The 15,594-nt window shown below is 25.7% G+C and carries 15 protein-coding genes; 8 read left to right on the forward strand and 7 right to left on the reverse strand.

Annotated elements, in window-relative coordinates; translation table 11 throughout:
• Positions 1–22: 22 nt before the first annotated feature.
• The gene (locus tag RT575_RS02175; RefSeq protein WP_313578445.1) at positions 23–451 is read left to right on the forward strand and encodes a S24 family peptidase; all 429 of its coding nucleotides are present in this window, start codon (positions 23–25) and stop codon (positions 449–451) included.
• Positions 452–1,122: 671 nt separating this feature from the next.
• Positions 1,123–1,734 carry a hypothetical protein gene (locus tag RT575_RS02180; protein WP_313578447.1) on the forward strand — a complete coding sequence of 204 codons (612 nt, stop codon included), beginning with the start codon at positions 1,123–1,125 and terminating at the stop codon, positions 1,732–1,734.
• An 89-nt stretch (positions 1,735–1,823) separates the two neighbouring features.
• Here RT575_RS02180 and RT575_RS02185 read toward each other — a convergent pair whose 3' ends face one another.
• The 4 genes from RT575_RS02185 to RT575_RS02200 form a co-directional block, all read right to left on the reverse strand.
• Positions 1,824–3,221: a P-loop NTPase fold protein gene (locus RT575_RS02185; protein ID WP_313578449.1), complete on the reverse strand. Its 1,398-nt coding sequence runs from the start codon at positions 3,219–3,221 to the stop codon at positions 1,824–1,826.
• Positions 3,222–3,473: 252 nt separating this feature from the next.
• Complete coding sequence (locus tag RT575_RS02190; RefSeq protein ID WP_313578451.1) at positions 3,474–4,793, reverse strand: ABC transporter permease; 1,320 nt, start codon at positions 4,791–4,793, stop codon at positions 3,474–3,476.
• Positions 4,794–4,801: 8 nt separating this feature from the next.
• Positions 4,802–5,734 (reverse strand): ATP-binding cassette domain-containing protein, encoded by a 933-nt coding sequence (locus RT575_RS02195; RefSeq protein ID WP_313578666.1) that lies wholly within the window; start codon positions 5,732–5,734, stop codon positions 4,802–4,804.
• 57 nt (positions 5,735–5,791) lie between these two features.
• Complete coding sequence (locus RT575_RS02200) at positions 5,792–6,124, reverse strand: MGMT family protein (RefSeq protein WP_313384199.1); 333 nt, start codon at positions 6,122–6,124, stop codon at positions 5,792–5,794.
• 41 nt (positions 6,125–6,165) lie between these two features.
• Between RT575_RS02200 and RT575_RS02205 the strand changes: the two genes are divergently transcribed.
• Positions 6,166–6,705: a hypothetical protein gene (locus RT575_RS02205; RefSeq protein WP_313578453.1), complete on the forward strand. Its 540-nt coding sequence runs from the start codon at positions 6,166–6,168 to the stop codon at positions 6,703–6,705.
• 72 nt (positions 6,706–6,777) lie between these two features.
• On the opposite strand, the gene RT575_RS02210 is transcribed toward RT575_RS02205, so the two are convergent.
• Positions 6,778–6,969 carry a cold shock domain-containing protein gene (locus tag RT575_RS02210; RefSeq protein WP_313376324.1) on the reverse strand — a complete coding sequence of 64 codons (192 nt, stop codon included), beginning with the start codon at positions 6,967–6,969 and terminating at the stop codon, positions 6,778–6,780.
• 126 nt (positions 6,970–7,095) lie between these two features.
• On the opposite strand from RT575_RS02210, the gene hemW reads away from it, so the two are divergent.
• From hemW to rocD, 3 genes are read left to right on the forward strand one after another with little or no spacing between them, the layout of a single operon-like run.
• Positions 7,096–8,223, forward strand: a complete 1,128-nt coding sequence (hemW, locus tag RT575_RS02215; protein WP_313578455.1) for a radical SAM family heme chaperone HemW — start codon at positions 7,096–7,098, stop codon at positions 8,221–8,223.
• Between the two features lie 18 nt (positions 8,224–8,241).
• The gene (gene murI, locus RT575_RS02220) at positions 8,242–9,048 is read left to right on the forward strand and encodes a glutamate racemase (protein ID WP_313578457.1); all 807 of its coding nucleotides are present in this window, start codon (positions 8,242–8,244) and stop codon (positions 9,046–9,048) included.
• A gap of 27 nt (positions 9,049–9,075) precedes the next feature.
• Complete coding sequence (gene rocD, locus RT575_RS02225) at positions 9,076–10,308, forward strand: ornithine--oxo-acid transaminase (protein WP_313578459.1); 1,233 nt, start codon at positions 9,076–9,078, stop codon at positions 10,306–10,308.
• Positions 10,309–10,392: 84 nt separating this feature from the next.
• On the opposite strand, the gene fumC is transcribed toward rocD, so the two are convergent.
• Positions 10,393–11,790 (reverse strand): class II fumarate hydratase, encoded by a 1,398-nt coding sequence (fumC, locus tag RT575_RS02230; RefSeq protein ID WP_313578461.1) that lies wholly within the window; start codon positions 11,788–11,790, stop codon positions 10,393–10,395.
• A gap of 134 nt (positions 11,791–11,924) precedes the next feature.
• Here fumC and RT575_RS02235 point away from each other — a divergent pair, with 134 nt between their 5' ends.
• Positions 11,925–12,131, forward strand: coding sequence for a hypothetical protein (locus tag RT575_RS02235; RefSeq protein WP_313376332.1), 207 nt, complete (start codon positions 11,925–11,927; stop codon positions 12,129–12,131).
• 97 nt (positions 12,132–12,228) lie between these two features.
• Here the strand turns inward: RT575_RS02235 and RT575_RS02240 are convergent, their stop codons facing one another.
• On the reverse strand, positions 12,229–12,984 hold the full coding sequence (locus tag RT575_RS02240) for an arylamine N-acetyltransferase family protein (protein WP_313578463.1): 756 nt from the start codon (positions 12,982–12,984) through the stop codon (positions 12,229–12,231).
• A 248-nt stretch (positions 12,985–13,232) separates the two neighbouring features.
• On the opposite strand from RT575_RS02240, the gene pafA reads away from it, so the two are divergent.
• A complete protein-coding gene (gene pafA, locus RT575_RS02245; RefSeq protein WP_313578464.1) occupies positions 13,233–14,879 on the forward strand; it encodes an alkaline phosphatase PafA in 1,647 nt (548 codons plus the stop codon).
• Positions 14,880–15,594 lie beyond the last annotated feature (715 nt).

Genomic DNA, 15,594 nt, shown 5'->3' on the forward strand with positions numbered 1-15,594 from the left:
AAATCTAGTAAAATCGAATAAAGTGAAACTAAGAATATACAATGTAAAAATAGAGAATAATAGAACTTTTATTCAACATTACGGAAAAGTAAGTGCAGGTTTTCCCTCTCCTGCAGAAGATTTTATAGAAAATAGACTTAGTCTTGATGAACGATTTCTTACTCATCCCGAATCTACGTTTATTGTAGAAGTTGATGGTGAATCTATGTTTCCAGAATATTTAAAGAATGATATATTAGTTATACGATCAGATATAAGACCTAACCATTTGGATGACATAATTGTAAGTGTAAATAAAAGTGAGTATACATTAAAGCGCTATGATAAAAATAAAAAACAATTAATTGCAATCAACCCAGATTATAAAAATTGTATAAAAATAAATGAATATGATGAAATAAATATATTAGGTATTGTTGCATTACAAATTCGAGAAAAAAGAAAAATGTAATTTTTTTATTTATCACCAATAAAATGTTAAATTTTCTATACTGTCGTAAAAAGTAATTAACCTTATGGAAAACCGTAATTTTTAATAATTTTTAATATATAAGTTTGTAAAAGAATAAAATTGACAACAACTAAACTACTTATTTAGGTTACTAACCAATCTATCAACCTAAATTCTACTATAAAAAAAGAGAGCTTTAGAAAAGCTCTCTTTTTTTATAGTAGAATAATTTTTAATTTTTATAATTAATCCATTTTATAATTTAAACACCAAAATAGGTTTTGATAATAATTCATAACTGGTGATACTGGATTAACTTTATACGGAAAGAAATATGAATATATTTCAACTAATTATTTGATGCAATTTTGTGACAATATCATTAAGTATGACGATGGTGGTAAAGAACCTTCTTATAGTTTTAATATGTTTAAAAGAAACTAAAATTTATTACATTTAACATTAAAACGTAATAATTATAGCATTATTATTTTGGAAATTTATAAAATAATTTTAAGTAAAAATACACGCCTTATTACCTCTTGAAGACTATAATTATGTAATAATTGTAAGGATATGTAAAACAAAGAACGATTTAAGAAACTAGTGAAACATAATATAGATGATATTCCAATTTATAAGCAAAATAATCTACCTAAAACATTATAATTATGAAAATTCAATTTGAGATAAAAAGACTTGGTGAAATACATAAAAATGAAAATAAAGAACTCATAATTTCAAAAGATGTAGAATTTTTAAAATTTTCAATCACAAACTTTATTGATGATCTAGATTTTCAAGAAGATGATCTTGTGTTACCAATAGCTATAATTGTACCTAAACAAAGTATTCATATTAAATTTTTAGTTGATGACATAAGTATTGGATTAATTAAAAAGGAGTTGAAAAACAATTTTAGAAAATATATTTATCATCCTAAAATTAAAGAAGAAATTCAACCAGTTAAAAAATTCAGTTTAACAGGTTTTAAAAATAAGTATAAGAAAATGACTCTTAAAGAAGCTTCTATTGAATTAAACTTTAATGAAAATGCTTTGAAATCTCATTTAAGTAAGCTTAAAATAAATGAAATTGACTTTAACTCAAAAATTGGTGATAATATTAAATATTTAACTGATTTTTTTATTAAAAGATATAGACTCCAAGAACAAAATTCGTTAATTAAAAAAACGGAAAAAAAAGTATATAAAGAAAGTACTTACGATAAAATAAATAAGAATAAAGGGACTGGTAAACTAATATACATAGCTAAAAAATAATATTTATTTAAGTTATTTTGATTAATTCATTTTTCATAAAAAAGCAACATTTAAGTCGCCTTTTACAAATAGTTTTAAATATTAATATTTTAGTTTTCATGAATAGGGCTATATGTTAAATCTATGAGGTTTATAAAATAATCTAAACGTAAACCTAAATCACCTAGATTATTATTATTTATAGAATATTTGTAAAATTTCATTAATTCAATATTACTAAACTTAGAATCAATATTTAACTGATATTCTGAAGTCTCGTTATTGTAACTATATACTGTCTCTCTATAATCATTATTAAAATATTTAATATAGTAATTTAAAAAATAAGCTTCAATTTTTATACAATCTCTTATATCAAAATTCAAATCAGTTAAAATTTCAAACACTTTTGTTTGAGCTTCATCAATTTTTAAATTTTTGTTTGAAATACTTTGATAAAAATCATAATGGATAAATTTACAATACGCCATAAAACATAAAAACTCAGGAATCAAATAATTATTTACATTTAATGTTCTAAATGTAACTCTAATGTGGGACATTATTTTTTCTTGTTCACGTAAACTCAATACTCCAATAAATACTTTTAAATATTTTTTAAAATTATCTCTATCATATTTTAATTCACGACTAATTGATCTCTGATAAAGATTTAAAAAAGAATCAAAATTATAATAGTCGTAAAGGTATTCGAAAAATCTTTCACTATCAGGTTGAGGTATTGTGTATTCAATATCAATAAATCTTTTTAAATATTGATTAGTATCAATCTTTTCTGAACCATAAACACCACAAATAGCATGACTTAATTGTTTTTTATCTATAGATAACACGAAAATAATATTTGGTACATTAAAAAAATGTTTGACCTGCTCTAACAAAGAAACTGAATAATTTGGTCTACAACGATCAAGTTCATCTATAAAAAATATTAATGGCTTTCCATCAAAATTATTCGCTACAAACTCTCCTAAATTTTTTCTAAAATCTTTTATCGAATCTTTTCTTTTAACATAATCATTTACATCTGCTTCAAAGATTTCTGTAGCTGTTTTAATAGATTCATTAATAACATCAATTATAATTTCCGAATCAACATATTTATTAAGAACCCCTTTTGCTATAGCTGGTAATATATTCTTTGACAATTTCGCAGCACTACTAATAACATTATTAAAAGTTTTATCATTACCTTTCTTAATTATATTAAGTTCACCTACTAGAGCTGTTAAAGGGTTATCTTCAAAATCATTTTCCCAGGCATTGAAATAAATAGTTTGATATTCTTTATTAATTAACATTTGCTCCCACATCTTAACAAATGTTGTTTTACCTGCACCCCATTTATTGTTTAATGCTAAAACAAACCCATCTCCGTAATTAGCAACTATACTAGTTAAAACATTAGCATATTTTTCACGACCAAGTTTACAATTAATAAATGGATATTCACTATCTATTTTAATATCGTTATGTTTAATATTCATTTCTATTATAATTGAGTTTTTTATATAAATTTTTGAACCAAATATAATATAGATATTTCTAAATTTTTACTCCTGAATAAGAGAATAACACACTCTCATCCAAATAATAAAAAAAAATAAACAAATTTAGTATGACTCAAAAGGATATTTTGTTACTGTACATAGTTGTTCTTTAAAAAAACACAAAATACCCCTTGAATGATTTTAAAGCTGAAAAATAAGTTTATAATATATTGATATAAAATTAATTAACTAGTTTTTATAATTAATCCATTTAATCATTTCTTTTATCGTAGGTTTTTTACCATAAATCAAAATACCAATTCTATAAATTTTAGAAGCTACATATACCATAAAAATAGAACTAAACAATAGTATCAATAAAGATAATACTAATTGCCAAATAGGAACATCAAATGGTATTCTTGTTATCATGGATATTGGTGATGTAAGTGGAATCATTGATAACCAAAAAGCAACAGGACCATCTGGATTTTGAAAAGTTGTCATACTTCCATATAAACCAATCATCATAGGAATTAATGGAAAATATGTGAATTGTTGTGTATCTGTATCATTATCAACTGCAGAACCAATTGCTGCAAAGATTGAACTGTAGAATAAATAACCTAAAATAAAATAAGCAATAAAAGAAAAAATAATTAAAGGGTAATTAAATGTCAATAATACTTCACTTATTTCAGTTATTTTCTCCATTGTATCAGGATGTATATCTGTAACTTGTGCTTGACTTAGCATTTGTTGAGACATATCCATACGAGAAGCAGCAATTGTAGGAAAAAGAACTAACAAACTCATTGTCATACCAATCCAAATTGCAAATTGAGTAACAGCAACCATTGTAGTTCCTAGAATCTTACCCATCATCAATTCAAATGGTTTCACAGAGGAAATAATAATTTCTACAACTCTATTATTTTTTTCTTCAACAACAGAACGCATAACTTTTACACCATATATCATCACAAACATAAATATGATGTAAGTTAAAAACATAGATAAAGCAATTTTTAATTCCATTCCTTTATCTTGTTTTCCATCAGAAATATTAAAAACATTAAGCTTAACTCTTGCTTTAGTAGCATCTAAAGCTTCTTGATTAACACCTAATTTTAATTGTTTTTCCTTTTGTATTTTATCACTAATAATTGATGACAATTTTTCTCGATCAGTTATACCTAAATTACCATTTGTTATTAATTCTGTATTTTTTTCAATTGAAGAATAATCATCATTTGTAATTTTAGGAATATGTAAAATAGCATTCAAATATTTACTATCTTTTAATGTATCTTTTATAGCTTGTAATTCTTGTGGAGTGTAAATACTAAACATCATCTGTTTAGATGATTTAAATGATGTTATAAATTTTGAACTTTCATCAACAATTGCTATATTTTTTACTTCTGAATTATTTGCTGTACTTAAAAAAAATATGACTGCTCCTGCCCCAGCAATTAATAAAGGAGAAAGAAATGTCATTATAATAAACGCTTTATTTTTTACTTGAGATAAAAAATCACGTTGAGCAATTAAAAATATATTTTTCATTTTTTAATTTAAATATTAGGGCTTGAACTTTGTTTTACTGCTTCTAGAAAAACATCATTCATAGAAGGTATAATTTCATTGAACTGATAAACTTGACTATAATTCATTAGTTTTTGTAAAATTTCGTTCGTATTTTTATTTTTATCATAAAGTAAATTAAAATCTAATCTATGATTAGCTTCTTTAATATCAGAAATATTAAATTCATGATGTAAGCTATTTAAAACATCAGAAGTAACTTCTTTTAATTGAACCTGAAATTTACCAGTTTTGAATTGATTGCGAACATCTTCTATTGTTCCATCTAATACTTTATTAGATTGATTAATTAAAGCTACATGATCACACATTTCTTCTACTGATTCCATTCTATGAGTAGAAAAAATTATCGTTGTTCCTTTATCTCTTAATTCTAATATTTCGTTAGCAATTAATTGTGCATTTACAGGATCAAAACCACTAAATGGTTCATCAAAAATTAGTAAAGAAGGATTATGAATTACTGTAATTACAAACTGTACTTTTTGGCCCATTCCCTTAGATAATTCACTCAGTTTCTTATTCCACCAAGACATCATTCCAAGTTTATCAAACCAATATTCTGTTCTTTTTTTAGCTTCTAATGGAGATAAACCTTTAAGTCGAGCAAAGTAAATAGCTTGTTCTCCAACCTTCATATTCTTATACAAACCCCTTTCTTCTGGCATATAACCAACTTGTCCAATAGACTTTTTTGTCAATGGTTCACCATTCAAAAGAATTGTTCCACTATCTGGTGCAGTAATTTGATTAACAATACGAATAAAAGTAGTTTTACCAGCTCCATTTGGTCCTAAAAGACCATAAATTGATCCTTGTGGTATATTAATACTAAAATTATTTAAAGCTACTTTATCTTTATACTTTCTTGTTAAGCCTTCTGCTTGCAATAGAAATTCCATCATGTAATAATTTGAATTGTAAAATTAATAAGAAGAAAATAGAAAATATCATTCTTTCTAATGAATTTCATTTGGATTCCATAAATGCTTCTTAAAATCAATTATTTGATCATTTTGAATAATCAAACCTTCATTTTCTAATAATTTTTGCATAAGACTTGGTGGATTAAAATGATGTTTCCCTGTTAACAATCCATTTCTATTAACAACTCTATGAGCAGGAATATCATCTAGTAAATGTGAATGGTTAAGAGCATAACCTACAACCCTAGCCGAAAATTTAGCTCCAATTTTCTGTGCAATTAATCCATAAGTAGAAACTTTTCCTTCTGGAATCATTTTTACAATTTCATATATCTTTTGATAAGTTTCAGAGATGACATTTGTCATATAAAAGTTTTTTTTGTAAATTTAAAATAAACCACAAAGTCATGACACAAAAAGTTCCTATCAAATCATTATTGAGTCGACCTCGATTTAAGGTTTATACAAATTTATCTAAAAATGAATTTATTAAACTAATTAAAAAATATTTAGATCAAAATTCCGAAGAATATGGAGGATATGTAAATAAAGAAGTTGCAATGATTCGAGTTAGAAAAGGTAAGGATAAGTATTGGCATCCGCAATTACAAATAAGAATTGAAGAAGATGAAGAAGATAATTCTAATTATCTCGTTGTACGAGGAATTATAGGACCCAAGCCAAGTATATGGACATTTTTTGCATTTTTATATGGCTTAAGTGGAGCTATATTTATTACTTTAGGTTCCTATACACTTTCTGAATATATTGTAAAAAATGAAAGTGTATGGATTTGGTCTATTCCTTTTTCTATTTTACTAGCTATGGGAACATATTTCGCAAGTTTATATGGACATCATTTAGCTAAATATCAATTAGGAAGATTATATCATTTTGTAAATATAGTTTTAAATGCTGCTGATTTTTATGAAAATCACGAAAATTAAAACTAAAAATAATGAAATAAAAAAAGCGACCAATATGGTCGCTTTTACAAGAAATATGTTGAAAATATTTAATTATATCACTTTAACATTAACGGCATTGATACCTTTTTTTCCTTGTTCTAGATCAAATGATACTTTATCATCTTGAGCTACTTTGTCTGTTAAACCAGAAATATGTACGAAGTACTCTTTTCCTGATTCATCATCTTTAATAAATCCGTATCCTTTTTCTTCATTAAAGAATTTTACAGTTCCTTTATTCATAGTATTTTTATTTACGTTATAAAGATATATTTTATATTTCAATAAAATATAATTTTTTTTGAAAAAATTTAAAATAGTTTTCTCCCTAAGTTATTAAAAAGTACTTTTGCTGAAAATAATAATAATTTGTCAGGAATTTACATTCATATACCTTATTGTAAACAAAAATGTAGTTATTGTGATTTTCATTTTTCTACAAACTTAGATTCTAAATCTATGTTAATAGATAGCATTAATAAAGAACTGATTCTTAGAAAAAATGAAATAAAAGATCCTCTTGAAACTATTTATTTTGGAGGAGGAACTCCATCTATTTTAACAGAAGTAGAATTACAAAATATATTTGATACAATTTATAAACATTATAATACTTCTCAAATAAAAGAAATAACATTAGAAGCTAATCCTGATGATATTTCGAAAGTTAAATTAGATTATTTAAAATCAACTCCAATTAATCGTTTTTCGATTGGAATACAGTCTTTTTTTGAAGAAGACTTACGATTAATGAATAGAGCTCATAATTCAGTTGAAGCAGAAAAATCTATAAAATTAGTACAAGATTATGGGTTTGATAATATAACTATTGACTTAATTTATGGATCTTCTACAACAACAAATAATATGTGGAAAAAAAATCTTTCTAAAGCAATAGAACTGAATGTTCCTCATATCTCTTCTTATGCGTTAACTGTAGAAGAAAAAACAGTTTTGGATTATCAAATAAAAAAAGGAATAACCAAACCTACTGATGATAATCAACAAAATGAACAATTTCAATTATTAGTTGAGACTTTATCTAAAAATGATTTTATACAATACGAGATTTCAAATTTTGGAAAAAAAGATTATTTTTCTGTACATAATTCAAATTATTGGAAAGGTATTCCTTATTTAGGAATTGGTCCTTCAGCTCATTCTTATAACGGAAAACAAAGAGCTTGGAATATTGCTAATAATTCTAAATATATAAAAAACATTAATGAAAATATTTTGCCGCAAGAAATAGAAACACTTAGCGAAATAGATAGATTTAATGAAATGATTATGATTGGCCTTAGAACCATTTATGGTATTGATATTAAACGAATAAGCAAAGAATTTTCACAAGAATTAGTCAATTATTTTAATTCAGAAATTAAAATATTAGAATCAGAAAAAATCATTCAACAATTAAATGGAAAAATCATCTTAACACCAGAATCATATTTTTTTGCAGATGGTATTGCTTCAAGGCTATTCTACATCAAATAATTTATTATTTTTGTAATTATGAGTGATAACAGACCTATTGGTGTTTTTGATTCTGGAGTTGGAGGTTTGATGTTTGTCAAAGAAATAAAGAGATTATTACCTAATGAAAGTATAATCTATTTTGGTGATACAAAGAATTTACCTTATGGAGATAAATCTAATGAAGATATTACAAAATTTTCTGTAAGTATAACTCAATTTTTAAAAAACAATAATTGTAAAGCTATATTAATTGCTTGTAATTCTGCTACAGCAAGCGCTTTAAAAGAAATAAAAAAAATTGCTGGAAAAGATATCATTGTAATTGATGTAATCTCTCCAGTTGCAGAAAAAATATCTTTCGAACTTCGAGAAAAAATTGGAGTTATTGCAACCAAAACTACAATAAAGTCTGGTGCATACAAAAAAGCAATTCGTAAACGTAACAAACATATAAACGTTATAGAATTAGCAACTCCTCTCCTAGTTCCTGTTATTGAAGAAGGATTTGTAAATACACCTATTTCTAAAGTTGTTTTAGAAACTTATTTATATAATAAAAAATTAGAAGGAATAGATTCTCTTATCCTTGGTTGTACACATTATACTCATCTAGAAAGAGAAATAAATCAACTTTTTAATAAAAAAGTTAATATCGTTAATTCACCATTAATTGTTGTTAATCATATTATTTATTTACTATCCAAAAATGGAAAATTAGCTCCAAAAGATGCTAAATCAGAATATTTATTTTATATTTCATATACTACAGATAGTATTGTAAAAACAACAAAAAGATTATTTGGAAAAGATATTCAGCTAATTGAAAAAAGTTTAGAAGATTAAAAAAATAACAAACAAATACAAAATACAATGGAAAAATCAGTAGAATTAATCGAATTAGAAAATAAGTACGGTGCACATAATTATCACCCACTTCCAGTTGTTTTAGAAAAAGGAAAAGGTGTTTATGTTTGGGATGTAGATGGAAAACAATATTTTGATTTTCTTTCTGCGTATTCAGCTGTTAATCAAGGACATTGCCATCCAAGAATTATAAATAAGTTAAAAGAACAAGCAGAAAAACTTACTTTAACTTCTCGTGCATTTTATAATGCTGAACTAGGAAAATTTGAAAAATATATTACAGAACTTTTTGGTTTTGATAAAATATTACCAATGAATACAGGAGCAGAAGCTGTAGAAACTGCTCTTAAAATAGCTCGTAAATGGGGATATGAAAAGAAAAGAATTCCAAATGGAGAAGCAATAATTGTTGTATGTAAAGATAATTTCCACGGACGTACAACAACTATTATCTCTTTTTCTAATGATGATGAAGCTAGAAAAAACTTTAATCCATATACAAGTGGTTTTGAAGCAATAGAATATAATAATGTTGATGCATTAAAAATATTATTAGAAGAAAAAGCTGATAAAATTTGTGGTTTCCTAGTTGAACCTATTCAAGGTGAAGCTGGTGTAAATGTTCCTTCAGAAGGATACTTAAAAGCTTGTGAAGAATTATGTAAAAAACACAATGTTTTATTTATTGCTGATGAAATACAAACTGGTATAGCAAGAACTGGGAAAATGTTAGCAATTGATCATGAAAATATTGATGCAGACTTATTAATTTTAGGTAAAGCTGTTTCTGGTGGAGCATATCCAGTATCTGCTGTTTTAGCTAATGATGAGGTAATGAATGTTATAAAACCTGGTCAACATGGATCAACTTATGGAGGAAATCCTTTAGCTGCTGCAGTGGCAAAAGAAGCTTTAGAAGTTGTTTTAGATGAAAAACTAGCTGAGAATTCAGAAAAATTAGGTCAAATTTTTAGAAATGAAATTACTAAAATGGCCGAAGAATTTGAATTATTTAAATCTGTTCGTGGTAAAGGTTTATTAAATGCTATTTTAATCAATGATACACCTGAGTCTGAAACAGCTTGGAATTTCTGTGTTGCATTAAAGGATAACGGATTATTAGCAAAACCTACACATGGAAATATTATTCGTTTCGCTCCTCCTTTAGTTATAACTGAAGAACAATTACATGAATGTCTTTCAATAATTAGAAAGACAGCAGAAGAATTTAAAAAATAAAATTTTATATTTCAAAGTTGTTTAAATTTATATAAAAAAGGTCTCGTAATACGAGACCTTTTTTATATAATACTATTCTTTGAATTATTTTAAAGAACCTACCATGTCTTCTGGTTTAACCCACTCATCAAATTCTTCAGCAGTTACATATCCTAATGAAATAGCTGTTTCTTTTAATGTTGAATTATTTTTATGTGCAGTTTGAGCGATTTCAGCTGCCTTATAGTACCCAATTTTAGTATTTAAAGCTGTAACAAGCATTAAAGAATTATTTACTAATTCATTAATACGAGCATGATTAGGCTCAATACCTTGTGCACAATGTTCGTCAAAAGAAACACATGCATCACCAATTAAACGAGCTGATTGTAAGAAATTAGCTGCCATAACTGGTTTAAATACATTCAATTCATAATGACCTTGTGTTCCTCCTACAGAAATAGCAACATCATTTCCAATTACTTGTGCAGCAACCATTGTAAGAGCTTCACATTGTGTTGGATTTACTTTACCTGGCATGATTGAAGAACCTGGTTCATTTTCTGGAATTAAAATTTCACCAATACCTGAACGAGGACCAGAAGCCATCATTCTAATATCATTCGCAATTTTGTTTAATGAAACAGCTAATTGTTTTAAAGCTCCATGTGTTTCTACAATTGCGTCATGTGCAGCTAAAGCTTCAAATTTATTTTCTGCAGTTACAAATGGATGCCCTGTAAAATCAGCAATATATTTTGCTACTAAAACATCATAACCTTTTGGAGTATTTAATCCTGTACCTACAGCAGTTCCTCCTAAAGCTAATTCTGATAAATGATCTAAAGTATGGCGTAATGCTCTTAAACCATGATTTAATTGAGCTACATAACCAGAAATTTCTTGTCCTAAAGTAAGTGGAGTTGCATCCATTAAGTGCGTACGACCAATTTTTACAACATTCATGAATTCAGCTGATTTTTTAGCTAAAGTATCACGTAATTTTTCTACTCCAGGAATTGTTACTTCAACAACTGCTTTGTAAGCTGCTATATGCATTCCTGTAGGGAAAGTATCATTTGATGATTGAGATTTATTTACATCATCATTTGCTTTTAATACTGGATCTCCCTCTCCAATTTTGAATCCAGCTAAAACTTGTGCTCTATTTGCAACAACCTCATTTACATTCATGTTAGATTGTGTACCTGAACCTGTTTGCCAAATTACTAAAGGGAATTGGTCATCTAATTTTCCAGCTAAGATTTCATCACAAACAGCTGCTATAGCATCACGTTTTTCAACTGGTAAAACACCTAATTCTGTATTAGCAAAAGCTGCTGCTTTTTTTAAATAAGCAAATCCTTCTATGATTTCTTTTGGCATTGATGCTGGAGCACCGATTTTAAAATTATTTCGTGAACGTTCTGTTTGAGCTCCCCAATATTTATCTGCAGGAACTTTAACTTCCCCCATTGTATCTTTCTCAATTCTGTATTCCATCTTTCTAAGTTTTATTTTTTAGTTGTCTTACAAATTTAGCAAATCATTGGTAAATGTTAAGATGAAAGAAACTGATTATTATTAGTTATTCAATAAAAAAAAAATGCTATTTTTGTATACATAAAAATAAAATCATGATTCAATTTTTAGGTTTCTTATTATTTTTAGTAGTCGCTTTATGTGGTTTTTGGGGAATCATCTTCTTTGCAACGATGGCAATTTCTTGGATACCATTATGGCTTGCTAATCTTAAAAAAGAAAAAGCTGGTATTATTACAGCAGAAGAAGTTCGTCCTATTTTACCAAATCAAGACGGAGTTACAGTTTTATTCAAGAAATAAAATTATACAGAAAAAAAATTAAAAAGGAACTTTGACGAAGGTTCCTTTTTTTATTGAAATTTTTAACAATAAACCCTATTTTAGGATAAATATTCTTTTATTTTTCTATTCGTATATTAAAATATTTATATAAATATCTATCAAATTCTAATTCATTAAAATTAACTATTTTTGTTTCATCACCTTCTGTAATTTTCAGATTTGTATTTGTAAGAGTAATTCGTCCATTAGGTTTTGATATTGAAATAACCTTATTTTTAGTAAAATGAGATTCATGATTTGATTGATGAAATTTACACATTTCTTCAAACTCTATAAGTTGTTTTTCATTGAATTCAAAAATATATTCTGGTATTATTTTATTATGTTCTAATCTATTTACTCTGTAATATTTATTGTTCCATTTATCAATCATAAAATTCCCATACTTATCTAATTGAGATTGATTAATTATTAATTCAAGTGGTTCGAAAGTAAATTTTCCAAATCCAACATCTACTAAAAATAATTTAGTATCTATTTCAACTATTATTGCCATATGATCAAATTCTTGACCATAAGTTCCATTTTTATTATATACTCTTGCTGAAATTAAAAATGTTTTGAAACCTATTTTTATTAATAATTCATTAAATATTGAATTTAGTTCATAACAAAATCCACCTCTTTTTCGAGTAACAATCTTATCAAAAATTTTATCTAGATTGAGTTCGATTTTAGATCCATAATGAATATCTAAATTTTCAAAAGGGATGTTTTCCAAATGATTACTTTGTAGTTCAAATAAAACTTCTTTAGTTGGTGATACTTTTGATGTGAAATTTATTCTTTTAAAATATTCTTGAATATTCATCTTATAAAATAATTTTAGATACTTATTAAAGTTATTTATTTTGGTTTAATTATAACATAACTTATATGTAAGTAAACATAAATAGAATTTTTAATTTTATTTATAAGACTGAACATAATTTATAAGTTTATATTCAATTAATTATCTATAAATATAAATCTATTCTAATCATAAGTATATTTATAACGTAAATTTAAAAGTTATAGACTTTATTTTATTGCTACATTTGTTATCGTAAATTATAAAAAATGAAATTTAATAAAACTTTTTTAAGTGTATTAGGACTTTTTGCTGGTTTATCTTTATATGCCCAACAGGAAGTTAATCGTCCTAAATTAGTCGTAGGAATTGTAGTTGATCAAATGAGATGGGATTATTTATATCGTTATCAAGATCGTTATAGTAATGGAGGTTTTAAACGACTTTTAAATGAAGGATTTAGCAACGAAAATACATATATCCCTTATATTCCAACAGTTACAGCAATAGGTCATAGTAGTATTTATACTGGTTCTGTTCCTGCAATTCATGGTATTGCTGGAAACGATTTTATTATTCAAGCAACAGGACAAGAAATGTACTGTACACAAGATGATAGTGTTACTGGCGTTGGAGCTACTTCTAAAGCTGGAAAAATGTCTCCTAAAAATTTATTAGTTTCTACTGTTACAGATCAATTAAGATTAGCTACAAATTTTCGTTCAAAGGTAATTGGTATTTCTTTAAAAGATAGAGGAGCTATTTTACCTGCTGGTCATTTTGCTAATGCTGCTTTTTGGTTTGATGGAGAATCAGGGAATTGGATTTCTAGTTCATTTTATATGAAAGAATTACCAAAATGGGTTCAAAATTTCAATAATAAAAAACTTGCAGAAAAATATTTAGATACTTGGAACACTTTATACCCAATTAATACTTATGTACAAAGTGAGAAAGATGGAAATCCGTACCGTCAAAATTATAAAGGTTTAGATAAAATGCAATTTCCTTATAATCTAAATAACTTGAAAAAAGAAAATGGATTAGGATTAATTCGTAGTACTCCATTTGGAAATTCTTTAACAAAAGATATTGCTATTGAGGCAATTGATAACGAAAAATTAGGACAAAATGAAAAAGGAATTACTGACTTTTTAGCAGTTAGTTTTTCTTCTACAGATTATGTAGGTCATCAGTTTTCTCCAAATACAATAGAAACGGAAGATACTTATTTACGTTTAGATAAAGATTTAGAAACTTTATTCAATCACTTAGATCAAAAAGTTGGTAAAGGAGAATATTTAGTTTTCTTAACTGCTGATCATGGAGGAGCTCATAATCCTAAATATTTTCAAGATAAAAAAGGTAATGCAGGATATTTTCCAACAAGTGATGTAAAAAAATCATTGAATGAAAAACTAGTTGCAAAATTTAAAGTTGATAATCTTGTTCGTTCATTTGCTAATTATCAAATTCATTTAAATTATCAAACAATTGAGCAAAATAATTTGAATGTTGATGATGTAAAAACTGAAATCGTAAACTTTATGCAAAAAGTTGAAGGTGTTTCTTTTGTTGCTGATATGGATAAAATTGACTCTACTCCAATACCAGCAATCATAAAAGAACGTATGGTTAATGGTTACAATAGAAAAAGAAGCGGTGCAATCACTTATATTTTAGAACCACAATGGTATGGAGGAAAACAAAATTCTGGAGGTACAACTCATGGAACTTGGGGTTCTTATGATTCTCACATTCCTTTTGTATTAATGGGTTGGGGAATAAAACATGGTGCAAACAACAACCGTGTTTTTATGACAGACATTGCTCCTACTATTTCAGCTTTATTACATATCGAAGAGCCAAATGGTAATATTGGTTCTCCTGTTACAGAAGTACTTCAACAAAAATAATTTTATAAAACTATTATAATTATAATAGCGTTATCATTTATTTGATAGCGCTTTTTTATTTTTCATTATTTTTATAAATGAATTTCAATAAACTTCGTACAAAGATATTTTTAAGTTTAAATTGATAATTACTAAAACTACATTAATTATAATGTATTGATATACAAGTTATTAAATTTATTTTTTTTATATGAATAAATTATGTAAGTAGAATTTATCTTTTTTGTAAATTCTTTAAAATTATTTCTTAATAATTTATAGTGTTAAGTATTTGATTTTTATTTATTTAACTGAAGTAATAAATTATATAAATCTAATTTTTCTTAGAAAAGAAGAATAATTTTACAATATAACAAAACTTTATAGTTGATTACCAATCACTTTCATTGAATAGAGCTAAATTATGTTAAATTCAGTTTTTAATTTTAATTAAAACCCCATTAATTGGACGTTTTAGGGATAATTTACAAATATTTTACAATTAAATAAAAGTAAAAAATATTCCTTTTTAATAATAAATAACTTCTCTCCTAGTATTTCTGTTTTAATCAAGTTCTAAAAACAAAATTTACAAAATGCTTCATCAAAATATTTTATGAACTATAATTTATGTGATAATGCTTTTCATTTATTTTTTTCAAAGTACAAATCTTATAATTATTAAAACTACTTTTAATTATAAACTATTTATATTGAATTAATTATGATTTTTTTG

This window comes from Chishuiella sp., assembly GCF_032109125.1.
In the GTDB taxonomy this organism is placed as follows: domain Bacteria; phylum Bacteroidota; class Bacteroidia; order Flavobacteriales; family Weeksellaceae; genus Empedobacter.

Coding starts and splice junctions, on each gene's coding strand:
- RT575_RS02180 (WP_313578447.1), top strand. CDS start 1,123: ATGAAAATTCAATTTGAGATAAAAAGACTTGGTGAAATACATAAAAAT.
- RT575_RS02185 (WP_313578449.1), bottom strand. CDS start 3,221: ATGAATATTAAACATAACGATATTAAAATAGATAGTGAATATCCATTT.
- RT575_RS02190 (WP_313578451.1), bottom strand. CDS start 4,793: ATGAAAAATATATTTTTAATTGCTCAACGTGATTTTTTATCTCAAGTA.
- RT575_RS02195 (WP_313578666.1), bottom strand. CDS start 5,734: ATGGAATTTCTATTGCAAGCAGAAGGCTTAACAAGAAAGTATAAAGAT.
- RT575_RS02200 (WP_313384199.1), bottom strand. CDS start 6,124: ATGACAAATGTCATCTCTGAAACTTATCAAAAGATATATGAAATTGTA.
- RT575_RS02205 (WP_313578453.1), top strand. CDS start 6,166: ATGACACAAAAAGTTCCTATCAAATCATTATTGAGTCGACCTCGATTT.
- RT575_RS02210 (WP_313376324.1), bottom strand. CDS start 6,969: ATGAATAAAGGAACTGTAAAATTCTTTAATGAAGAAAAAGGATACGGA.
- murI (WP_313578457.1), top strand. CDS start 8,242: ATGAGTGATAACAGACCTATTGGTGTTTTTGATTCTGGAGTTGGAGGT.
- rocD (WP_313578459.1), top strand. CDS start 9,076: ATGGAAAAATCAGTAGAATTAATCGAATTAGAAAATAAGTACGGTGCA.
- fumC (WP_313578461.1), bottom strand. CDS start 11,790: ATGGAATACAGAATTGAGAAAGATACAATGGGGGAAGTTAAAGTTCCT.
- RT575_RS02235 (WP_313376332.1), top strand. CDS start 11,925: ATGATTCAATTTTTAGGTTTCTTATTATTTTTAGTAGTCGCTTTATGT.
- RT575_RS02240 (WP_313578463.1), bottom strand. CDS start 12,984: ATGAATATTCAAGAATATTTTAAAAGAATAAATTTCACATCAAAAGTA.
- pafA (WP_313578464.1), top strand. CDS start 13,233: ATGAAATTTAATAAAACTTTTTTAAGTGTATTAGGACTTTTTGCTGGT.